The 22,118-nt window shown below is 53.7% G+C and carries 18 protein-coding genes; 11 read left to right on the forward strand and 7 right to left on the reverse strand.

The genetic code is table 11. The annotated features are described in order from the left end of the window. Nucleotides 1-272: 272 nt before the first annotated feature. The 5 genes from CES87_RS04385 to CES87_RS04405 all read right to left on the reverse strand — a co-directional run bounded on the left by CES87_RS04385 (nucleotide 273) and on the right by CES87_RS04405 (nucleotide 8,328). A complete protein-coding gene (locus CES87_RS04385) occupies nucleotides 273-2,786 on the reverse strand; it encodes a fimbria/pilus outer membrane usher protein (RefSeq protein ID WP_128605108.1) in 2,514 nt (837 codons plus the stop codon). 31 nt (nucleotides 2,787-2,817) lie between these two features. After that, the gene (locus tag CES87_RS04390) at nucleotides 2,818-3,573 is read right to left on the reverse strand and encodes a molecular chaperone (RefSeq protein WP_128605109.1); all 756 of its coding nucleotides are present in this window, start codon (nucleotides 3,571-3,573) and stop codon (nucleotides 2,818-2,820) included. 104 nt (nucleotides 3,574-3,677) lie between these two features. After that, nucleotides 3,678-4,232 carry a fimbrial protein gene (locus CES87_RS04395; protein WP_128605110.1) on the reverse strand — a complete coding sequence of 185 codons (555 nt, stop codon included), beginning with the start codon at nucleotides 4,230-4,232 and terminating at the stop codon, nucleotides 3,678-3,680. 215 nt (nucleotides 4,233-4,447) lie between these two features. Then, on the reverse strand, nucleotides 4,448-8,056 hold the full coding sequence (locus CES87_RS04400) for an RHS repeat-associated core domain-containing protein (protein ID WP_178081374.1): 3,609 nt from the start codon (nucleotides 8,054-8,056) through the stop codon (nucleotides 4,448-4,450). After that, on the reverse strand, nucleotides 8,029-8,328 hold the full coding sequence (locus tag CES87_RS04405; RefSeq protein WP_128605112.1) for a hypothetical protein: 300 nt from the start codon (nucleotides 8,326-8,328) through the stop codon (nucleotides 8,029-8,031). The genes CES87_RS04400 and CES87_RS04405 overlap by 28 nt, the downstream gene beginning before the upstream one ends. Here CES87_RS04405 and CES87_RS32320 point away from each other — a divergent pair. Continuing rightward, nucleotides 8,308-8,475 (forward strand): hypothetical protein, encoded by a 168-nt coding sequence (locus CES87_RS32320; RefSeq protein ID WP_178081375.1) that lies wholly within the window; start codon nucleotides 8,308-8,310, stop codon nucleotides 8,473-8,475. The two genes, CES87_RS04405 and CES87_RS32320, sit on opposite strands and share 21 nt — an antisense overlap. Here CES87_RS32320 and CES87_RS04410 read toward each other — a convergent pair. Then, entirely contained in the window at nucleotides 8,472-9,440 is a 969-nt protein-coding gene (locus CES87_RS04410) for a hypothetical protein (RefSeq protein WP_128605113.1), read from the reverse strand. The genes CES87_RS32320 and CES87_RS04410 overlap by 4 nt on opposite strands. 78 nt (nucleotides 9,441-9,518) lie before the next feature. Further along, nucleotides 9,519-10,031, reverse strand: coding sequence for a hypothetical protein (locus CES87_RS04415; protein ID WP_128605114.1), 513 nt, complete (start codon nucleotides 10,029-10,031; stop codon nucleotides 9,519-9,521). Nucleotides 10,032-10,808: 777 nt separating this feature from the next. Between CES87_RS04415 and CES87_RS04420 the strand changes: the two genes are divergently transcribed. From CES87_RS04420 to CES87_RS04465, 10 genes are all read left to right on the forward strand, one after another. Next, complete coding sequence (locus CES87_RS04420; protein WP_128605115.1) at nucleotides 10,809-11,186, forward strand: hypothetical protein; 378 nt, start codon at nucleotides 10,809-10,811, stop codon at nucleotides 11,184-11,186. Nucleotides 11,187-11,194: 8 nt separating this feature from the next. Further along, nucleotides 11,195-12,622 carry a hypothetical protein gene (locus CES87_RS04425; RefSeq protein ID WP_128605116.1) on the forward strand — a complete coding sequence of 476 codons (1,428 nt, stop codon included), beginning with the start codon at nucleotides 11,195-11,197 and terminating at the stop codon, nucleotides 12,620-12,622. 89 nt (nucleotides 12,623-12,711) lie between these two features. Continuing rightward, on the forward strand, nucleotides 12,712-13,773 hold the full coding sequence (locus CES87_RS04430) for a hypothetical protein (protein ID WP_128605117.1): 1,062 nt from the start codon (nucleotides 12,712-12,714) through the stop codon (nucleotides 13,771-13,773). Nucleotides 13,774-13,837: 64 nt separating this feature from the next. Continuing rightward, the gene (locus tag CES87_RS04435; protein WP_128605118.1) at nucleotides 13,838-15,079 is read left to right on the forward strand and encodes a hypothetical protein; all 1,242 of its coding nucleotides are present in this window, start codon (nucleotides 13,838-13,840) and stop codon (nucleotides 15,077-15,079) included. Between the two features lie 63 nt (nucleotides 15,080-15,142). Continuing rightward, nucleotides 15,143-17,662, forward strand: a complete 2,520-nt coding sequence (locus CES87_RS04440) for a hypothetical protein (RefSeq protein WP_128605119.1) — start codon at nucleotides 15,143-15,145, stop codon at nucleotides 17,660-17,662. A gap of 29 nt (nucleotides 17,663-17,691) precedes the next feature. Then, nucleotides 17,692-18,030: a hypothetical protein gene (locus tag CES87_RS04445; protein ID WP_128605120.1), complete on the forward strand. Its 339-nt coding sequence runs from the start codon at nucleotides 17,692-17,694 to the stop codon at nucleotides 18,028-18,030. 90 nt (nucleotides 18,031-18,120) lie between these two features. Next, nucleotides 18,121-18,492, forward strand: coding sequence for a hypothetical protein (locus tag CES87_RS04450; protein WP_128605121.1), 372 nt, complete (start codon nucleotides 18,121-18,123; stop codon nucleotides 18,490-18,492). 16 nt (nucleotides 18,493-18,508) lie between these two features. Next, nucleotides 18,509-20,263: a hypothetical protein gene (locus tag CES87_RS04455; RefSeq protein WP_128605122.1), complete on the forward strand. Its 1,755-nt coding sequence runs from the start codon at nucleotides 18,509-18,511 to the stop codon at nucleotides 20,261-20,263. Further along, the gene (locus CES87_RS04460) at nucleotides 20,251-21,120 is read left to right on the forward strand and encodes an RHS repeat domain-containing protein (protein WP_178081376.1); all 870 of its coding nucleotides are present in this window, start codon (nucleotides 20,251-20,253) and stop codon (nucleotides 21,118-21,120) included. Before CES87_RS04455 ends, CES87_RS04460 begins: the two co-directional genes overlap by 13 nt. Continuing rightward, nucleotides 21,084-21,986 (forward strand): hypothetical protein, encoded by a 903-nt coding sequence (locus CES87_RS04465; RefSeq protein ID WP_128605124.1) that lies wholly within the window; start codon nucleotides 21,084-21,086, stop codon nucleotides 21,984-21,986. Before CES87_RS04460 ends, CES87_RS04465 begins: the two co-directional genes overlap by 37 nt. The last annotated feature ends 132 nt before the right edge of the window (nucleotides 21,987-22,118 follow it).

Genomic DNA, 22,118 nt, shown 5'->3' on the forward strand with positions numbered 1-22,118 from the left:
TTGATGGCCAGATTTTCGCCATTGCTCGTGAAGGAAAATTTGTCGAAGGTACCGATCAGACTGCCAGGCCGGGCATCCCTGGGAACATAGATAGTGCCTACATCGACCCGAAATTTCATGAGCCCGGCCGCACCCGCCCAGAAGCAGCCATTGGGTCGCCGGGTGCGGCGTTCGCCGATTGCGCCAAGGCGCCGACAGCCAGTGCTGCCAGCCCTGACAGATGTCGTACCGTCGCTTTCATGTTCTATTTCCTGAATACAAAAAGGAGTTCTTCAGACGCATGTCAATTCCTGCAAGCGGTAACCCTGTGTCGGGTCCAGGGTTTGTGGATCGAGGTGCAATTCACAGCGCTGACTGTCGTCCTCGCCCCAGCGAACATCAATCTTTTGCGGTTCAGTGGTGGTTGCCAGCATGAATTGCCCGGCTTGCCCGACGACGCCGATCGCTTCGCCCTGTGCGTCTATGACCTGCGCTCCAAAAGGCAGTGGTAGACCGTTAGCGGTAAGTCCGGTAATGACCAGTCGACTCACCTTGCGTGCGGCGAATGTGGCTTTAACCACGGCGCCCCGCGTGGGCACTACCTGAGTGGCACCATTGTCGATTTCGATTTCGGGCCCAAGTTGATCGGTCTCCAGCGCGAGCGGATTGACCCGGTAGGGACGTAAATAAGGCACCAACGCATACCCTCGTTCGTTGGTACGAACGCCAGTGGCATTGCTGACACCGATATCTGCGATACCCGGCACTTCGATCAGTCCGGCTGTTTCTCCCAGATGTGGACCCAACTCGATACCGTCGGCATGCAACAACACGGCACCGCTGGCATTGAGCGAAAGACTGCGGTAGTCGCGGCCTTGTGTCAGCCCGGCACCCAGGCTGCCATACGGTGCCTGATAACCGAGCGAAAGAGATGCCGATTGCTGTCGCTGGTCATCGTTGGCCAACGCTGCGCGATAGTTGAGGCGGCTGTCATCGGCATTACCGGACAGGCTGGCGCGCTGACTGAAGGTGTCACCGTTTTTATGAAAATCGAAAGTCGCCGAGTTGGCGAAACCGAAATCGAGTGGTAATGAGATGCTCAAACCCAGTTGTCGATCGCTGTGGTTGGTATTGTCGCTGAGGGATTGGCTGGCAAACAGGTTATAGCTGACACCCCGGTGGTGAGTGTTGAAGTTGAACTGAAACTGGCGACGCTCATAGTCGGTGCGCCAGAAGTCTTCCTGGGAAAGCGTTAAGGCTACGGAACTTTGCTTGCCTATATTTTGGTAAATCGATGCCTCAAGACGGCTGCGGCGACTGCCGTGGAACGTGGAATCACGGCTGCGCTGGCGCACCGCTTCATCGAAGTCACGATAGCCTTCAGTCGAGTAGCGATAACCGGCAAAACGTAAGTTGGTTCGGCTCTGGAAGGATTTTCCGTACTTGATTGCGTAACTCATGCCTTGAGTCGATTGAATGTTTGCCGACTCGATATCGGCGCTTGAATGGGTCACGTCAAATGCAAGCGCTCCGAACTCAGACAGGTCCCTGGCAACCCCAAAATTACCAGCCTTGTAAAATTCGCTCGCCATCAGTCCCCCATACAAGGTGGAACCCCATACAGTTCCCATGGCCAGAGTGCCCTGCCATAGCAGGGGATCTTCAAGATCGTTAGGCGAGTTGTAGCGCCCGGCGCTTGCACTGTAGCGCCAGGTGCCCTCGCGCAACAGATTGCTCAGAGTGGCGTAAGGCTGGGTAAAGCGCCGGACCTGGCCATCGGCCTCAGTCAGAACGATTTCCAGTTCACCACTGCCGCTGGCGGTGCTCAGGTCGTCGATCTCATAGGGACCTGCACTGACATAGGTGGAGTAAATTGGATAGCCGTTCTGTAACACCTCAAGCTTTGCCCGGCTCAGCGCCACGCCACGAATGATCGGGGCATAGGCTTGCATAGCATCAGGCAACATGGCCTCGTCCGATTTGACGACCATGCCCTTGAGCGGAAGGCTTTTGAATACATCACCGGGCGTGGACATTTCGCCCAGGGTCAGGTTGGCATTCATACCAGGAATATCGCGTTGGGCATAGGTATAGGCTCGGCTCCATTGGCGTTGCCCATACTCATCCTGGCGCAGGCTCTGATTGCTGCGCAGGCGCCAAGGGCCAAGATTCAGGCCACTATTCAAGTACAAATCCTGACTGCTGGAACTGCTTTGACCCCTGCTCGTACCTTGCTGTGCCGACGCCTGATAGTTAACAAATGCTGCGTTGATGCCATAGTCCCAGTCTTCGGGGTTCACCTGGCCGATCATGTCGCGACGCATGACGATCTGCGGAATGGAGATATCCAGTCGCAGGGCGCTGCCGTCGAATTCGGTTTCGGCACTCGGGATCAGGGTAGGTAGATTGATGCAGGTTGTTTGCAGCAATGCTGGATCGGCGAGGCTTTGCAGTCGTACACCGAACTCCTCCAACAGCTCGGCCGACAGGCACGGCAACAGACGATCGCCTTGCGGACTGAGTTCAAAAACGATTTCTCGCTGACCCACATACCTCTGGTTGACTTGTATATCGACCCGGTAACGTCCTGGGCCGAGGTCAGGTCCGTTGGCCAGTGCGCTAAGGGCCAGGGCACCTGTATTGCCACCATGTTCGGGGCTTTGTCGCATGAAGCCAGCCTGAAACTCTGGGGCGGGCGTCGCTTGCGCGGGCTCGACTTCCAGAAGGGCCGCGCTGCTGCCGATAACGATCAAATGGAGGAAAGGCAGGCGACCAGCCGCTTGCCGCTGTCCGGATAACAAGGTCATAAACATTTTCCTGGAAACCGTAGGCGCAGCCTCAAGGGCTTGGCTGGACCGGCAAGCGAATCGGCGCGCTGTAACCGCCGTGATCGTTGATCGCCGAGAATTCCACCTGCATGCCAGGGCCGGACTTGACGGCGCCGAGGGCATAGCGTTGGCTGGCAAATGGCTCAACCATGGCGGCATTCGTCAGTTTGTGAGCCTGGCCGCTTGCGTTGACTTCAAGTCGTGAGAAGGACACATGGAACGGGGTAGGGTTGAACACCTGTAATTGCGATTGCCCAGCGACGTGCCGGATCGACCATTGCAGGCTTTTCAGCTCAGCGATCGGATTGCCCTTTAGCTGGGTAGGGCGATAGAACAATTTGATCCGGGTGCGCAGAGCAATATTCAGCACATTGCCCTCGCTGGCTTCGACTTGCGGGATTTCCTGCACATTGAAATAGAACACCGACTCTCGGTCCGTGGGCAGGCTGTTGGGCAGGCCGTTGATCTGCACTTGCTGCTGCTTGCCCGGGTTGAGTCGGAACAACGGCGGCGAGGGAATGAATGGCACTGCGGTCACGCTATCGTCAGCCGCTGTGTTGACCCAGGTCTGGACGGCGAAGGTCTTATCGCTAGGGTTGGCGACAATCACCGAAACGCTGCGTTTGTCGCTGCCGAATACCACGCGGGTACTGCTGATGGTCAGAGCCGCCTGGCTGGCGGGTATGTAAGTCGTCAGCATGAGGAAGGTCATGCAGGCACAGAAAGCTGGCCGGCGAGCGGCAGCCTGTTTGAACAAGCCGAACATGGGGAATACCTTTCGCCCGAACACTGTCGATGCAGGTGGGCAAATTTTGAGGATGCCTCTGCGGCATGCTGTAACGACAGAACGCCGAGAGGTCTGGATGAATATCAGTTCACGGCGACGCTGAACTGGATGTCTGCGGAAGCTACACCGGCGACAACTGTTGCCAGAATGGAGCGATAGGTGGCATCGAAGCGCAGGTCGGTCGGACGGTCGCCGTAAAGCGGGTATTCATCGCTCTCTTTGCCGGAAGAGAGCAGTTTGCCAGCGCCGTCCCGGAGTGCGATCGCCACGCCTTTCGCGCCAGCGGTACCAGGTGTGACCGAGAAATAATCGCCGCTCGGGTCGGTGTTGCCGTTAAAGGTTACTTTGGCGACATTGGGGTTTGCCGGGTCCAGGACACAACCGGCGCCACCTTTGACGCGCAAGACAAACCCTTTGCCTCCGTATTCCTGGCCCACCGCGGTAAAGCGGCTGGCTTCGACGCTGGTCATCTTGACCAGATTGCCGACAGTGCCGTCGCCTGGGTTTACTACATCGATCGGGCAGGTGCTGCTGGTGATCATGCCTTCGAAGTTGATGATGCCCGGATTGGCGAAAGCCGAAGTACCCGCCAGGCCTGTAGCCAGGCCCAGAGATAGAACGAGTAGCGTTTTTTTCATGTCAATAAGTCCTGTAGTGACAGTTCCCGGTCTCTGAGGCACGAGACAGTACCGGGCAGTGCTGGAAGTGAAAAGTTGAGTTGCGGTGTCTCGGCGGGGGCGATTTTATGGAGCAGGGTGGGGTGGGGATATGAGAGAACTCTCAGTTGTTGATTGCCTTGATGACAGACACGTTACCATGTCTGCCGTCAAGGTGATTCGAGATGTGTATCGAGTTACTTGGGGAACACTAGATTAGGAGCGAGCCTTCTTATATTTTTGGTCTTGAATGTACCCGGGACGCTCACCCCTCTCACTCGTGCAATTAAGTGTAAAAGTTCCTCAGGGTCAGGTTCGCCAGGTTTCGGTTTGATTTTAAAGTTTGGAACAGTGGGTGGAGTAGTCGTAACGGAACTATTGATAGTTTCGGCTGTAGTGAAGGCTTGATTAATCTGACGCTCGAAAAGTCTGTCAGTATGCAGTGAGCTTTGTTCCAGAGTCTGAGTGCTAGCGTCGAAAAAAGAAGGTCGTCGCGGATCAGTCCCAACATCCGCAACGGATGCTCGCCGAGATTGTTTACCAACCTCCGCAGCTGTGTTCGCCGATTGGGTACTATTGCTAGTCAGGGATGGAGCGCTGTTCCTTCGTGCAGAACTACCCATCACCGCTGAGGAACTGTTTCTTCGTGCACCACCGCCGCCCAATATTGTCGGGGCGCTGGATCTTCGCACAATTATATTGGTAGTGAAGTTGTCACCTGCTTTGCTGATGTTATTGGTCACATTTTTTGCCCCTTTACCACCACCCATTGATCCGAACATGCCGATAAGTCCCGCAACCGTGCCGATTGTTGCATTGGTTTGTTTCTCAGAGTTGGTTGTTTCGCTACTGCTCACGCCTCCGCCAGCAGCCATCGTCATCGCCCCGGCAGTAAATGCAATGGGATTCAAGGTTATAACTCCGAATATCAGATCAACTGCGCCCCATATCATCAAATCATGGCCAGGGTCACCAAAACTGATAAAGTGCCCTGTCGGGTCCTTAAAGTTAACCGGATCCCCTGCGCAGTACTTGTAGGGGTTGATTCCCCCAGCGCCAAATGGACTAAATGACATCAAGTCTGGGCTTTGAAAGCGCATCAGGTCCGGGTTGTAGGCTCGGTAACCGCGTCCCAACAAGTACCAGCCGGTTTGTTCGCGGATTTCACCGTTGAAGGCCAGCTCGCACAACATTGAGTCATCGCTGCTGCGTTCGCCATAAGCGTTGTAAATCGCGGTACGTAAATCGGTCTGTTGACGCTCGCCGATCACGCTGTGTTTGCTGTCAGTCATTAATAGCAAGGTCTTCCCGGCATCGCCTGACTGCTGTTGCGCCAGAGGCTGGTCCTGGTTGTAAAGATACTGTCTATGCGTATTACCTTTCACTGTATTGCTCAGACGGTCATTCTGATAGAACCGTAAAGTTTCCGCTTCCCCCGCCCGCAAAACACCGAACAAATGATTGTGCCCATCGTATCGATAGGCTGTAACGGTTTTTGCAGTTCGATCGATGACCTTTGACAGGCGCGACTGGCTGTCATAACGCAGTCGATGCCCCTGTTCGTCGTTGATCATATTGCCGTTTTGGTCGTAGTTGAAGGTGATGTTTTGTGGAAAACAGGAAGGATGATCGTGATTGACACTTTGCAGTTGGCATGGATCAGCAGCGGCATAGGTAAAGCGGGCATTGTCCCGAGTCCCGTCTTCGAACCATGTACGACACAAGTTGACGTTGTCCATCACATCAAACGTAAAGAGTTGTTGCGTAATTCTATTGCCGTAGCGATCTACGGGTAACTCATCTCCCGAACAGGTATAGAGTTCAAGGCGATTACGCGAGTCGTAGCTGAACTCTTCCTTGAGCAGGCTTTGGTTATTTGTCTGCCGATGACGTATGTGTAAACGGTCATCGGTACGCCACGTCTGGTTAATGATGAGAGTCGCAGAGCCGCCCATGCTCAAAGTGCGCAAGATCTCCCGGCCTTTATCGTCGTAGCTCAATTCGGTGACCACAGTTGTATTTGCAGCAGTATCCTGGCAAGTAGTACGCAGCAATAAGCCGCACGCATCATATTCGAATTTGGCAAGCACATTGCCCTGAAGCATTTGTTCGAGCACCCCTGTGGTGCTTCCATAGGTATACTCGGAGTTGACATCGCCCACATCCGTACTCGCCAACTGCCGACCGTTCAATGAGTGCTTATAGTTAGTAGTCCAGGTGTTGCCATCAAACACCCGGCGATGTGTTTTCAAATTGGCCGCACTGTCGTACTCGAACTCCTGGCGGCCCTGCCCATTGTCCGAGAAGTTTAGAAGGGCGGTCTGGAAGTCATAGTCGTAAACAGACGATTGATTGCTCTCGGGAGGAATAATCTGGATGGGCTGATCCAGCAGCCCTGGTGTGTAGCGATACTGGATTTCATCACGCGCAGGTGTAATGCGTTTGCTGACCTGCATGTGACTGCCATCGTACTGGTACTGTTCGAGGCGAGGGCCAACGGTGACTTGTGTGACCCGTTCAAGGCCGTCGTACTCCTGCGCTCCGGCGTGTACCGGAGGCTGCCCTGCATCAACCGGTGTGATCAATAGCTTGATTGGCAGATCGCCACTGCTCTGCGGCGCATAACTTCTTTCCATGACATCGTCATTGGGCAATGTCGTCTTGAGCATCCGACCAAAAGCGTCATATACATAGGCCGTCTTGCGCTTCAGCGCATCGAACTCATGGGCGGTGCGTCCCAGTCCGTCGTAGTGGAAGTTGTGTTCACTGTATGGCGTTGCCTGAGGATCGCTTGGGTCGTCACCCAGGTTGAAACGCTTGACGCTATCGGGCTTGTCGAACAGGTTGTTCTGGGTGACGGACTTGGCCAGGCCGTCGATCCAGGTGGTGACCGTCTGTTTGATCGGGTTGGTGACCTCGTGCTCCTCGACCCCGTCGGGGCGGATCAGGCTGCGCTGCTGGCCCCAGTCGTCATAGAAGTACCGGCTGACCAGCACCAGGTCGTCGGCGGCTTTGGCGCTGCACCAGTCGAGTTCGGTTTCTTCTTTCAGTTGCCCCAATCCGTCATAACTGGCCCGGTAGGTATCCCGAAATTCATCGGCCTTGGCGCCACTCTGGTGGTCCTTGTCTTGCCGCTGCTCGCGGATCGGCCGGTTAAGGCCGTCGAACAGGGTTCTGGTTGTGAGCCCCTTGACGTCGGTGGCTTCCTGGCTGGCCTGGCCGCCGACACCGGTACTCAGAGAATAGCGATAGCTGCGGGTCGCCTCGTACTGGGTGTTAGGCGCGACTTTTTCGCTGGTCACCCGCAGCAAAGCATCGTAGGTAGTACGAATTTCCACGTCGTTGTCGTCGCGGGCCAGCAGGGTTTCGCCGTGCAGCAGCGAGTGTTCCTCGATCACCACCTTTTGCGTGTGCGTGCCGTTGACCCCGTGATCGTAGCCGGTCAGGGTTTGGGTGGTTTGCAGGACGGTTTCACCGGTATAGGTGCCGATGAGCGTTTTATAAGCGTAATCGGTGGTGGTGGTCAGGCTATTGAGGGTGATGGCCTGTTGTTGACGTCGACCGTGCAACAGCGGATTGGTCGGGACGTTGAAGGTGGCATAGGCGCTGAGTTGCAGTTGTCTTTCCTGCGTGCCGTTGACCTCGTACAGGGTCTCGTCGGTCAGCACCAGCCAGTCGCTGCTGGCGTCTTGAGGCGTGCCCTTGAGTGGCGGCATCAAGGCAAAGCGATTACGTGTGCGCAGCACCGGAGCACCGGCTTCGCGGCCGGGGGCGGGGGTCACGGTTTTCTGCCGCAGGTTGCGCACAAACCCTTGCGGGTCGGCCGGGCATTCGCCGGGGTGCCGAGTAGCGGGAAATACTCGAACTGCTCCTTGATGCCATTGGCCTGGACCTGCTCGGTCAGGTTGCCATGGGTATCGTGGCTGGTGAGCACCGTTTGTGAGCGTGGCGGTGTCGAGTTGTCGACCAGGCTCCAGCGGGTTTCAACGCTGCGCGGCAACTGGCATTGGGGAGGCTGGCTGGAGAATGATTTGTCGAGGTCGTCATCGGCGTAGTAGTGCGTGAGGACCTGCTGCACGTTATTGCCCTGGGTGGTTTTTTCTTCGCTGATCAGGTGGAAGCGATTGAAGGTGCGTTCGATAAAACGAACCTCCGCGCCAGCAACGAAATGCCGTTCGGTGGTGCCGTACTGGTAGCGAGAAGTGACCTGGTAGAGGTTGTCTAACCCATCATCATTCCAACTGATGGGTGAGTTATTGCCCAGAAGTTGTTATTGCCCGGCAAGTCGCGGGTGTTGTAATCGTAGTGCACCTCCAGCGCGGGCTGGCCGAAGCCCGGATTGCTGATGTGCTTCCAGACCCTGGGCAGCGATGGGCGAGCGTTGCCCGGATAATCATGACCAACGCCGGAATACTCAATGGTTTCGTGGCCGCCCATCGGGGTCCAGGCCTCGGTGATGCACAGCAGGCCGTTGACGGTCTGATAGGTGAACTGCCACTTATCCTTGTCATCGGTGGGCAAAATCACTTCGAAGACTTCATCGCCCGATCCGCTGTTGCGTAGTTTCATCTCGAAGCGCGCCAAGGCGCCGCCCGGCGTGCCGTCAGGGCGCAGCAGGATCTCGACAGCTTGAGCGGGCCGATTGATTTCCAGCAACGTGACGCCCTGGCCATCAGTTACGGTGTGCAGCCGGCGCTGACCGTTATTGAACGGCAGATAGGTGAAGCTGACCTTGAAGCCTTCGGCGCTGTAGAGGGTTTCCGGCAACGCCAGGTTGCCTTCGAGCCGCAGCATCTCGATGACGCCCGAGCTATGCACCACCCGATAGAGGGTCGGTTCATCCTGGTACAGGTGAAAGCTCTGGATTTTTTGCTCGGCCATCTCCAGGCGATTGCCGATGCTGGAAACACCGGTGATCTTGAAAGATTCACCGCTGGCCAGCGCGATGACTTGTTTGTCGGTGTCGAATTGCGACTGCGGCAACTCCCAGCCCCGGCCAAAACCCAGATCGTCTTGATTGAGAGGGTTGAATCTCAGACTCAGGGGGACAACCGGGCCGCTGAGGCCATTGGCCTTGATCTGGGGCATTGACAGGTTGACGGTGTATTGCCCGGTGCGCGGGTCAACACCGGCCTGCATGAAACTAAGAAAGTTGAAAGCATTGGAGTGCACGGCGGTAGAGGCGGCCATGGAAGTACACCTTTTAATTACGTGAATTATTTATAACTACGGCGAATCGTTCGGCGACGGACAGGAGATCAAGTCGGACTAGTCATACTTTATTTTGATACAAGTAAGCTCACGATTTACGTTGTTGGGATCGCTTACCCATCTGGATTTGACCAATACGCCGGGAAGGATGGGAGTTCCGACATGGCCATCAGTTATCTCATCGAGCGCAATGTCAGCGTTACTTGGCATGTTTTTTATAGTTCGCAGTACAAACTTGAAATTGTCGGGGTTGTCATCGCAGCCAATACCATGGCCCCACTTGTCCAGTTCGCTACTCAGTTCTACGCTGACCGCTGAGCGAACCTGATTAAATCTGACGTAGCGAATTTTATGCCCTTTGCAGGGTTGCTCGGGAGTGCCTGTGTCTCCATAGTGAATTTCATGCATGAGGCCGTCTTTTATATGAATTGTGCACTGTCCTGCGTTTTGATCGTAGACAAAGGTAAGGGAACCATCTGCATTGATTGAATCTTCCGCGAGTAGGCTGGATGTATGACTAACCAACACTGCCAGTAGAAGTATGAGGAAGCGGCATGGTGGTGTTTTCATAATGAGCTCTTGAATAGGGAGTGAAGAGGCGATCTATTGTCAGAAATGAACGCAAGTAATAGCGTTATAACCCAATCAACGGATTGACCTGTATGCACGGCTTTAATCAAATCGAATCTCGAGGCATCTGATTTGAAAGTATCCGGTTGAGTTGTTGTTGTAGATGTTTTGTAATATAAGTCCTGGAGCAACGACAGTGCCCGGGCTGGTTTCTATGACTTGGGTCATCGCTATTTCATCGGTTGAAAGGTTGTTTTTTACGACTCTTAGCGTGGCCTTGTATCCGTTATAATTCCTGCAGCCTACTGGGGCAAAGACTGCCCTTTATTTGAACTCATGGTCAGTGTGACGGCCGATCGAACATTGACCAATTTGAAGCTGCTCTGCGAAGATGGCTCGACCTTACATCCCTTATCACCGTCAAAAATATCATATTTTCCTTCTTCTATTCTGATGCTGCATTTGCGCGATCCGTCGCTGTATAAATCTATATATCCTGGCTCTGGGTCTGCTGCTGAAGTCGTTTGCAGAAATCCACACGCTAATGCGAAAAAGGCTGCATATCGCAGGTTTATCTTGTTTGTCATGTCGGCCTCTCAAAAACAAAGATTTAATTAAGCTTTTTTACCTGAAGGCAACCATAACCCTTTTCGAATCTTGACAACCTATCAGTTCTGCTAGGTAGGCAAGCTCGTTAATCGAGCGTAAAACACTTCCATCAGTAAATTAACGGCAGTGCATTACACCTCTGCCTAGCACTAACGATGGAGTCTGGATATGACCGCAGATGCTTTTCCAGCACCGAAAGTCCCGTTGAACGCCGATAACGAGTTGGATCTTGAGAAACTGGGCTCTGCTGATTTGATTACCCATGTCTGGTTTCCCGGCATTGAAACGGCCAAAGGTGGTTTCATTTATCCAAACTGGCGAGGTTGTACGGCACAAGGTGATGCCGGCGATAACGCGAACAATGCCTGGCCTATTAACGAAACCCTGGTACCTGAGGGGTTGCCGATCACGTTTCCCAACGCGCTGCTTGTTAGTCTTAAGCTGGGGTTCGTATTTTTTCTTATTCGGTCAAGAAGCCCGGCGAACCTGCAGCAGGTCCGGAATCAAAACGGTTGTTTTTTTATGTCGGTGTACGCCGGTCGCTGACGTCACACTTGCCCGTACCACAAATCCAGCAATCCCATAATTCGGAGCTGGATCCTGACAGAAACGCGATCCCTGACGTGGGCGTTACGGTTTCAGCGCCACCTTATGCCGCCATGGCAAAGGGCGACAAAGTCACACTTCAGTGGCGCGGATTCGACGATGGTGGCAGGCCCAGACCCTTGAATCCCATCCGGGAGGTACAAGAAGCGGATGTTGGCAAACCACTGACATGGCTCGTTGGCCGAAACGAAGTCTTGCTGATCGAAGACGGTCGGGTCGATTTGACCTACCTCATCAAATACGCAGGGGGCGGCGAGGATAGCGTTTCGGCACAGCAAACCCTGCGTATCGTTGCTCCGAGCCTGCCGCGACTGCCTGCACCGACCATTGATGACCACGGCGGCGGGGCGCTGGATCCTGAACATTTTCGCGGTGGGGCAACGCTGAGATTTGCGTTGCATCCCGACGCTCGGGTCGGTGACATGCTGATGCTGTACACCACTGTCAGCAGTGGCACACCCATGTTTGACGCAATTCAACTCGATCCGTCGTCGCTCGATAGCGGTTCGCTGACGTTGCGCCTGAATTATTCCTGGTTGGTTGCCAATAACGGAAAGAGTGCGGAACTGATCTATCAATTCGCACGTGCAGGCACTGTCTTGTCCGGTGAGCCACTGAGATTGCTGGTACGCAAACCCTTGGTACTGCCACAAGCGGTCATCAGCGATATGTCCGCGGAACCAGGTGATGAGCCGAACGAAGGCACAATGGATGCAGGGGACACCACCACCGGCAGCCAATCCCGAGTGCCCAATGAGGCGGTTGTCGGTGACTCCGACAAAATCAGCTTGCACTGGGGCGAACCGGGCACCCCCGGCAGTAGCGAGATCACGGTGCCAGTCGGTGGTGACTGGCGCGCTTTCCATATTCCGAAGAACGCCATTGCCATGAACATGGGGGCGGGCGTCGATACACGTGACCGACTCAAGGTGTTCTACCGGGTTGTGCCTATCGATGAACCGCCTGAAAACTATCAGGACTCCAAACCCTTTTTCCTGAAAATCGTGCCTTTTCCTCAGAGTCGCTTTCCGACAATTCAATGCATGCAGGCGCAAGGCACTGGCGGTGTTCTTTCACTTGCCTCGGTCACGGACCCAAAAGGGACCGAGTTCAGGTTAGGCAGATGGGCCTACATAGCTGAAGAGCAAATTTTGAACATCAAAGTTTTCGGCAAGGAAGATTATTTGCTCAAGGATCATCGCGTGACTAAAGCCGAAGCAGAAGCACCGCACGTATCGTCGTGGCTGCTCAAGAGCTATCTGCAAACGCAAGTTGGAGTAGGTAATAAGTTGAAGGTGACGGTCACTGTCAGTTTCGATGAAGGACGAACGCATATTGCCTTTGCGAACTCTCCGGAGGTGACGCTGAGTGCGTGAGTTGTTTGATTGATCTGGTAATTGTGTCGTTGTGCGATTGATCGGCCGGGCAGTTGGATTAAAATATTTCTAATGAAAGGAGTTGCATCATGGCAAACTCGAAAAAAGAGATACTTGAATGGTTGGCCCTTAAGCGAAGGACGGCAGGTTGGGGGGCGGTAGTCTCTTATCCTCAAAGCAAGTGTAATGCTTTGTTGTTGGATGACTACATTGCGAAATTCACAACGTCTGATTACCTGCCACCGATTAACGAGGTAGTACGCACGGGCGACACCAGCTGGGAAAGTCTCATGGACTGGATCACCGATAGGCCTCGACTGTCATTTGAAGATAGTTCCACAAGGCCCGGTGGCGAAGTCAATATGACAATGGCGGTAGTGGGCGGAATCCAAGTCTCAATCGACAATACGAGCGGCCACAAGCGCGTGAATGCCTTGAAGTATCTAGATCCCCTCAATCATCCGAAGTTTATTGCGAAAAACGTCGCGCTTTCAAAAACAGTTGGTCTAGTAGGCCAGCACACCGGGGAAGTTGTTCTAGATTTAGGCGGCGAGGAAGCCAAAGCAGCATCGTGGCAACTAACATTTGCCAATACGGAGCACGAGTGCAAAATCGGTGGTGCGTTCTTCAAACAATATTACAGAGAAGCCGACAAAGAAAAAAGGCTGTATCATCTTGGGAAAATTGCCTATATCGACAAACAATACCTTAAGCCAAAATCGTTCAAGTTGCGGACTATTACCGCGAATGGGGTAGCATCGCCAACAGCTAACGATTCCGGAAATGGGGCGGTGCAGCTGTTTGTTTGCATGGACGGTGACGAAGAGGGTGGAACTCCGCCAAGCGACGATTGGAACTCCCTTATTGCGGATAAGGAGGGCGCTGATACGGAGGATGTTACGGTGTTGCTGGACCACTCGCTGGTCATCAAAAATGTTATTATGCAAAATATAATCAAAGCATTTCGAACGGGCATGCATGAGTTAAAGCAAACAGTAGATCCTGTTACTGGATTTATCGCTGTTGATGCATTGCCCGGTAAAGGGGCAATGTCTATACATCAAATTCGGGGTGAAACGGAAAACTATCGTTATATGTTGACCGGGATTGAGATTACTTTGTTGTTAGTGATGATACTCGCCTTGCTATGAGTCACCCTTCAGAAGGTGGATAAAGATAGTGGTTGGAGGGAAGCGCAACGATAGTAAGTTCTCCATGGCCACAGTGATAGATAAAAGGACTGAGAAACAGTCTTTTGGAACTGTCGAAGCGCGCTTTTCCGTAAAAGGGAATTACGTTGCTGGAGTTGATCCGGCTTCTAAAAACTTGATTATCCATTCGACAGGGTTCGAAGTTGAATCCATGTTCTTTGCTTATGATGTGCCAGTGGAGGTTGATCGGGCCCTTGTAGACTCCAGCGGGCACGCTATAGCGGAATTGAAGAAGGGAGTTTCTTTATCGGTTAATCAGCTGTTCAATAATATTCATGAAATTAACCTGCTGTTTTTGCACAGCATTTTATTCATCGACGGAGGCGTTGTTAAAGCAACGACAGCACACTTTCCAGGTGACATTGCTGTGTTCGGGAAAATCTGTGCCCCTTTAACCATTGAACCGAAGGAGTGCCTGATGGGCCACAGCGCCACTTACCAGTTCGAGGTTTCTAAAGACTTCACTGGAAAAGTGGAATGGGGCGTAACAGCCATCCAAGGCAGCACTGGCGGAATCGGGCGCATCAATAAGGAAACTGGCCTGTATACAGCGCCCTCCGACGGCGAAATACATGGCACCTTCACCCGAGTCCGGATAACGGCCACGGACCCTGCATCCAATTACCGCAGTTCAGGCCTGGTGACTATTGTCCGCCGAGACATCACCGCCAATCCGGTGGTGCAGGTTACCTCTGCCACTGGCGACGAGCCCCCTCAAACTCGAACGCTGTCCGCCAATACCCTGGGTCAAGGCGTCCTGGAATGGAAGGTTGTGCGCGGGACGGGAACAATCCCGCTCAAAGGCGGGCCCGATGGTAAAAATATTTATACTCCGGGACCGAAAGACAACAACATTGACGGCACATTTACGATTGATCGCATTGAAGTCAAGAATCTCGCCACCGGCAAAATCCAAAATGCCCATGTCTTAGTCAACCATTTCGCATCTGAGTTGACAGTCACCATGGATATGCCTAATTCGTCGCTCCCCAACGGCAAGGCAAAGTTCAAGGCCGTGGATAACCGTGATAAAGAAGTGACTGCCATATGGAAAGTTGAAGAAGGAAATGGAGCTATTGATAGCGACGGTAATTTTACAGTCGATCCGGCCGGACCAGACCGGTATGCACTGATCACCGCACGTACAGTAGACAGTGGTGGTTACACTGACAAAGACGGCTGGATTATTGCACCGGTACCGCTCGTTGAACTGCCCGACAGGCCGATTGACACTTATTCAGATTAACTGGGAACTGGATGATTAACGTTCAATACGCTACCTCTAATACGCTGCTTTTGGAGAATCATCATGGCTGGCAACTCGCGCGCCTATATTTTAAATGAAATGAAGAAGGGGGCGATTCTTAATGATTGGGCCGCCATCTCAATAATGAATCGCACTCGCCTTAACAGGATATTATTTCAACAGTGGGTAGCCAATAATGACGGCTCCAGATATATGCCGCCCATTAACGGTCGGGCTTACACTACCGAGCAAAAAACAGAGTATGTTGATCTGCAGGATATCGTTTTAGGCCCACCAGTATTGTCATTCGAAACAGCGAGTTTCACTGACTCAGTCGCGACACTTACGCTCCCCATTATTTCGGGTACATGTACGGCTTTCGCTATCGCGAGTGCGCTAACATCGGTTTTGTACAACTATACCATCCGTGAGGAGCACGGTTTTACGGTGACGGTCAAGGTTGATCTTGCAGTAATGACCGGTGAAGTCGATAACCTCGGACGAGTTTTTTTTGATTTGAGTCGGGGTACGAATATCGAATGTAACCTGGCCGGAGCGAAACCAGCTCGCGTGGCACTTGGTAACTACTTCCAGCAACGTTTCGATGAACTGCCACCTCATCGGCGCGTGTTCGTATTGGGGATGTTTAATCGCAACGGCAACAATCCGATGACACCCAAGCGATTCGAAGTCAGGACCCAGGCGGCCCCCGGTGGGAATGATGTGATGTCTTCCACTTATCGTGACGGGGCGGTCGTGATTTTTATCCAGGTCCGAGCCAGTGAGTTTGGCGGTGGTATGCCTGCCTCCATTATTTATCTGCTTCCGGATGATCAGGGCCCCCAGGGTGACAAATATTCGGCAGCATTGTTTATTTCTGAAAAGTACGCAGACGCAACGGATGATCAACTCGCACTAATGCAAAGTTTGTTGTTTCCGGAAGACCGGAGCGTTTTTCAAGAGTTGGATCGGGATAAACCTCTCGAACTGGCGATTTTTGGCAATATCGATCCGTCCCGTACGGCGATGACTATCGAGCCTGCGATGCATAGCCTGCAAGCCGGCAGCAAACCCTTTCAGTATCGGGCCCTCCGGGACGGGAAGGCAGTCAGTGCGTCCTGGAGCGTTCGCAGCCTCAATACCCATGAGTCTGTGGGTGAAATAGGACCGGCCACAGGGTTGTATACGCCAGTGGCCAGTGATCAGGCGGGCAAAGAGACGGTACGTAATGTGGTAACAGCTACATACACCGACCCCTCGACTGGCGTTATTCACAATGTCAGTGCTTCACTGCTGGTGACAGCAGAGCCTATGGCCATTTCCCCTTCGGTCGTGCCGTGTCTGTTGCGCGGTGGGCAGCAGCCGATTACTTTCGTTGCATCGACGTTGGGCAACGCTGAGTTGTCATGGAGCCCGCCGTTACACGGCTCGTTGGTCGCCAATGGCAGCACTGCTATCTATACGCCACCCGAAAAACCATTGGCGCAGGATGTAGTGGTGCAAATAATTGAAGCCAAGAACACTACGACGGGTGAAAGTGTCAACGCCTCAGTCGTGCTGCTCAAGTTCGTCCAGGATTTCAATATCACTCCAGGATTTACGCAAGGCCTCAATCGCTCGGCAACCGTTCAGTTGAAAGAGCACGATAGAAAACCGGAACTCAAGCGTCGCTGGAGTGTTCTGGGTGAAGGGACCGTGTCGCCAAGTGGGCTCTATACGGGGCCATCAGTGTTCCGTGATCCTAATGCGGTTGTCGTATGTGAACTGCTGGATTCGAATGGGGAAGTTGACTCCTACGGCTATAGCATTGTGCAACTAACTAAAGCTATTACCGAACCTACCTGGAAGAACCTGAGCAAATTCAACATCAGTAAAGTGGTCGGTAAGGCATACGCCAACGGCATGCAACAGCAGGTGGTCAGGATTGAAGTCGAGACTGCCGCAGTGAATGGAAAGGTTCACCCCTTGACCGGCGATGAGGAAGCCACCTTGAGATTGGTCGATAGGGCAGATCGAGGCGAAATTCCCTTTATCAACAAAGGGCAGGACGGTATTGAATTCGGCAGTAAAACGCGTTGGGCGACTAATTGGCAGCAGAATCGATTCAGGGTCACGGCGCAGACTCAGGTCATTGCACCCGAGCAGTCCTCACCTGGCAACGATCTGCTCGTGACAGACAAGTTGATCTATGTGCATTGCAGGGGGGCGAACCCTACCGATACACCGTCCATCGCGCGTTATGTCGCAAGTTTTATCGGGGACGGTGACAAAGGCCAGTTTTATTCAGACAAGCATCCGGGCGAGAACAACACGGAAGATCAAGGCTTGATAACGCTGACACCCGTGGCAATTCCGGTCAAGGTGAGGGGCGACTATATCTTCAGTGGCAAGCGTGTTGCAGGCGGTGGAGCGGGCGGAGAGGGCAGGCCGACGGGACCGGGATGGCCACCGCTGCCAGAGGGAGAGGATGATTTTGAATATTTTCTAGATACCATTTGTTATTGGCTGGTGCGCTATGAGCGGGAAAAGGTACCCCGTTGTTGTTTACTCGATGCGATTTTGAAGATCATCAATCTATTTTGAAGTGGGAAAGTACTTACGACAACGAGACTATGTGCACCTTCACCGGTTTCAACTTTGGCGTTTTTGCGCCTGGCGATGAAGGAAAGCCAGAAAATCGAGTTATCCGTTATGACGATATTCTTGAAAAAAGAGCGACACCGGTACTGAAACGGGTTCTGGAAAACGGTCAAAATCCGGTCTCGGGTGAATTGCTTCTTAATTTGTGTCGTATCCAGAATCTACGTCGTTCAACTGCAACTGATCTATATGTATTGACCGATAAATCGATGGTGGCAAATTTGCTGGATCTTGAGGGCAATTTACATCGTCTGTCAGTTAACTTCCGTCCTGACAGTCGAGACAAGCTCGAACTGACCGTCCTTAATTGATCCAGGCCTGGACGTTGTGCGCGGTATTTAAAGTGCCGCGCACACGCACTTGTTTGACCAATAGCTAATTCCCCTCTTGAGGTATATCCCATGGCCGCCAAAACTGCCGTGCATTCCAATGCCTTCAACTTTCTCAGTTTCCAGCAGTCCGGTGTTGACCCGCGCACCGGGCAATATACCGTCAACCTGTCACTGCCCGAGATCAAGGCCAATGGCCTCAGCGGCCCGGTTGTGCCAATGAACCTGAGTTTCAACCCGCTCAATCAAGACGATCTCGGTTTGGCCTGGGCTGGGAGTTGCGGTTGTCTCAATTCGACACCGACAAACAAGTCATCTCACTGTTCAACGGTGAAACCTTCAAGGTCACTGGCAGCACCGGCAGTCGCCTGCAGATGGCCGAGCAAAAAATCCAGAGCTTTCACCTGTACCAAGATGAACCGACCCTCTATCGGTGGTGCATAGCTCGGGCGTCATCGAGATGCTGCGGCTCGAAGGCAACCTGGCGTTGCCGGAAACCCTCTACAGCGCCGAAGGCTTCAAGGTCAGCTTCACCTATCTGCCGTTCAATAACGGTCAGCGCCGGCTGCACACCGTAACTGATGGCCAGGGCGTCACGTTGCTGGAAATCAATCGGCCCGCTCAAGCTGTCGAGATCCTGCTGCGCCCTGACGGCACGCCGGGCGGTGCCTTGGCGCGCTTCGAGATGAAACTACGCAACAGCGGATCGGGCGATGAAGTCTTCGAAGTGATTTTGCCCACCGATGACCAGGATAAGTGGCAGTTCACCTATCAGACCGTCAACGGCCTGCTGTGCATCACCGAGGTCAAGACACCGGTGGGTGGCCACGAAACCATCGAATACGACGGTGACGGTCATGATTATCCGGGCAACGCTCGCCCACCGCTGCCCAGGGTCTGGAAGCACATCATTGACCCGCGCTTCGGCCAACCCAGTCTGGAGGTGCGCTACGACTACAACACCCGCGACTTGCCGGGCAGCAGCAACAACTTTCTGGGCAACAACGCGCCGATCACCTGGGATGATAGAGGGTTAGACAACCTCTACCAGGTCACTTCTCGCTACCAGTACGGCACCACCGAACGGCATTTCGTTGCTGGCGCGGAGGTTCGTTTTATCGAACGCACCTTCAATCGCTTCCACCTGATCAGCGAAGAAAAAACCACCCAGGGCAATAACGTGCAGCAGGTCCTCACGCACTACTACGCCGATGACGACCTCGACAAATCATTCTCCAGCCAGCCTCCCCAATGCCAGTTGCCGCGCAGCGTTGAAACCCGCTGGAGCCTGGTCGACAACTCGACACCGCCACACTCACAAACGGTGCTCACCAGCCACGATACCCATGGCAACCTGACCGAGCAGGTCCAGGCCAATGGCATCAAGGAGCAGTTCGAGTATTTCCCGCTACTCGGCACCCCCGGCGAATGCCCGGCCGACCCGCAAGGGTTTGTGCGCAACCTGCGGCAGAAAACCGTGACCCCGGCCCCCGGCCGTGAAGCCGGCGCCCCGGTACTGCGCACGCGCAACCGCTTTGCCTTGATGCCGCCGCTCAAGGGCACGCCTCAAGACGCCAGCAGCAACTGGCTGGTGCTGACCGACGAGACCCTGTACGAGGTCAAGGGCACGCAGGAAATACAACTGCAACTCAGCGCCTATGCCACCTTCAACGTCCCGACCAATCCGCTGTTGCACGGTCGACGTCAACAACAGGCCATCACCCTCAATAGCCTGACCACCACCACCGACTACGCTTATAAAACGCTCATCGGCACCTATACCGGTGAAACCGTCCTGCAAACCACCCAAACCCTGACTGGCTACGATCACGGGGTCAACGGCACGCACACGCAAAAGGTGGTGATCGAGGAACACTCGCTGCTGCACGGCGAAACCCTGCTGGCCCGCGACGACAACGACGTGGAAATTCGTACTACCTACGATGCTTTGCTGCGGGTGACCAGCGAAACCGTCGCCCCCAACAACATCAATTACGAGGCGACCCGCAGTTATCGCTACTTCCTGAGCAACGGCCCCGATGGCCAGGCCAGCCAGGTGGTAACCGACGTCAAAGGCGTCCAAACCAAAACCCTGTTCGACGGCCTGAACCGGGCAATCCGCGAGCAACGGCAAGACAAGGACCACCAGAGTGGCGCCAAGGCCGATGAATTCGGGATACCTACCGGGCCAGTTATGACGGATTGGGGCAACTGAAAGAAGAAACCGAACTCGACTGGTGCAGCGCCAAAGCCGCCGACGACCTGGTGCTGGTCAGCCGGTACTTCTATGACGACTGGGGCCAGCAGCGCAGCCTGATCCGCCCCGACGGGGTCGAGGAGCACGAGGTCACCAACCCGATCAAACAGACGGTCACCACCTGGATCGACGGCCTGGCCAAGTCCGTCACCCAGAACAACCTGTTCGACAAGCCCGATAGCATCAAGCGTTTCAACCTGGGTGACGACCCAAGCGATCCTCAGGCAACGCCGTACAGTGAACACAACTTCCACTACGACGGACTGGGACGCACCGCCCATGAGTTCGATGCGCTGATGCACAAGACAGCCTATGGATACGACCCCTTTGACAGGATGCTCAAGACCACGTTGCCCGACAACGCAGTAGTAGAGCGCCGTTATGTTTCGCATTCCAGAGAAGAACTACCTGTCTGGATTGGCGTACATGCCAACGGCAATGTGAAGGAGTTGGGGGAACAGATGTTCGATGGCATTGATCGCATGACCCAATCGATCACCGGCGGTCGCGTAACTACCTACAGTTTCAAACAGGGAGAGACTCAGCCATGCAAGGTCATCAGGCCAACAGGGGTAAAAGTTGAATATGTGTACGAGCCGAACTTGAGTGAAGAACCATTGAGTCGCACAACTTCCGCAATTGCCTCAACCTATGAGTACGATAAGAAAAATGCCCGCTTGCAAAGCAGCGAAGAAAGCGGGATCAAGCTATCTCGTGACTATCACACAACGGGGAGATTAAGAGCGAAACACGGGAACATGCCGGTCAGACATTCAAGATGTTCTACGACTACAGCCGGCAGGCACGTCTGTTGACGTACGTCGATGTGCTCAATCAGCCTCAGATTTACAACTACGACAAATCCAGCGGGCAGTTGCAAAGTACGACGCTGGGCACTACCAGCGCCAGGTTTTACTACAACGCCCAGGGTGAAATCGATCGCATCGAAACCACGGATGGTACGCAGACTCTCACAACCAAACTGACCTACGATGATCATGGCCGCGAAATGGTGCGGGAGTTTGATTTTGGCGGTGGGGTGATTCAACAGCTGAACCAGATCTACAACGTAGTCGATGGGATGGTCCAGAGCACCTTGACGGAAGCTGGAACCATCTTGCGCGACCAGACCTATAAATATGACGTCCGTTCACGTCTGGAAGAATATGAGTGCAAGGGAAAACAACCGCCGTTGGATCCCTATGGCAATGAGATAGAGATGCAACTGTTTTTCTTCGATGAGGTGGATAATATTGTGCGGGCCGACACCTATTTCCCTGGTGACCGTAACCGTGCGAACTATACCTACGACAATCCCAACGATCCGGCGCAGTTGACAGCGGTGACCAACAATCATCCTGACTATCCGAGCGTAATCAACCTGACGTACAACGCCGATGGCAACTTGCTGTGCGATGAGGAAGGACGCAGCCTTGGTTATGACGACCTTGGCCGGTTGATCAGTGTTAGCGAGCCGACAGGCGGAGCGGCGACGAAAACCTATGGCTATGATTCGTTGGATGCCCTTGCCAGTCAGAATGCAGGTGGAGGCGATCAACTGCGTTTTTATCAGGACGATAAAATCCATACGCTTCATCAGGGCGCAGAGCGCAGCACATTTGTGCAAGCGAACGGTGTTGTGCTCGCAGAGCGCCAGGCAGGTGTGGGCCCAAAGTCATGATGTTGGCCCCTGACGACAAGAACAGTGTGTTGTCGGAAGTCAGCGAGCAAAAACGCAAAGGGATCGCCTATTCAGCTTACGGATACGATGACGGAGGAGAGTCCCATCTCGGCCACAACGGAGAACTAAGGG

The sequence above is a fragment of the Pseudomonas sp. ERMR1:02 genome, assembly GCF_002277815.1.
In the GTDB taxonomy this organism is placed as follows: domain Bacteria; phylum Pseudomonadota; class Gammaproteobacteria; order Pseudomonadales; family Pseudomonadaceae; genus Aquipseudomonas.

Coding starts and splice junctions, on each gene's coding strand:
- CES87_RS04440 (WP_128605119.1), top strand. CDS start 15,143: ATGGCTGGCAACTCGCGCGCCTATATTTTAAATGAAATGAAGAAGGGG.
- CES87_RS04445 (WP_128605120.1), top strand. CDS start 17,692: ATGTGCACCTTCACCGGTTTCAACTTTGGCGTTTTTGCGCCTGGCGAT.
- CES87_RS04395 (WP_128605110.1), bottom strand. CDS start 4,232: ATGAAAAAAACGCTACTCGTTCTATCTCTGGGCCTGGCTACAGGCCTG.
- CES87_RS04450 (WP_128605121.1), top strand. CDS start 18,121: ATGGCCGCCAAAACTGCCGTGCATTCCAATGCCTTCAACTTTCTCAGT.
- CES87_RS04390 (WP_128605109.1), bottom strand. CDS start 3,573: ATGTTCGGCTTGTTCAAACAGGCTGCCGCTCGCCGGCCAGCTTTCTGT.
- CES87_RS04410 (WP_128605113.1), bottom strand. CDS start 9,440: ATGGCCGCCTCTACCGCCGTGCACTCCAATGCTTTCAACTTTCTTAGT.
- CES87_RS04435 (WP_128605118.1), top strand. CDS start 13,838: ATGGCCACAGTGATAGATAAAAGGACTGAGAAACAGTCTTTTGGAACT.
- CES87_RS04465 (WP_128605124.1), top strand. CDS start 21,084: ATGTTCTACGACTACAGCCGGCAGGCACGTCTGTTGACGTACGTCGAT.
- CES87_RS04420 (WP_128605115.1), top strand. CDS start 10,809: ATGACCGCAGATGCTTTTCCAGCACCGAAAGTCCCGTTGAACGCCGAT.
- CES87_RS04385 (WP_128605108.1), bottom strand. CDS start 2,786: ATGACCTTGTTATCCGGACAGCGGCAAGCGGCTGGTCGCCTGCCTTTC.
- CES87_RS04455 (WP_128605122.1), top strand. CDS start 18,509: ATGCTGCGGCTCGAAGGCAACCTGGCGTTGCCGGAAACCCTCTACAGC.
- CES87_RS04430 (WP_128605117.1), top strand. CDS start 12,712: ATGGCAAACTCGAAAAAAGAGATACTTGAATGGTTGGCCCTTAAGCGA.
- CES87_RS04415 (WP_128605114.1), bottom strand. CDS start 10,031: ATGAAAACACCACCATGCCGCTTCCTCATACTTCTACTGGCAGTGTTG.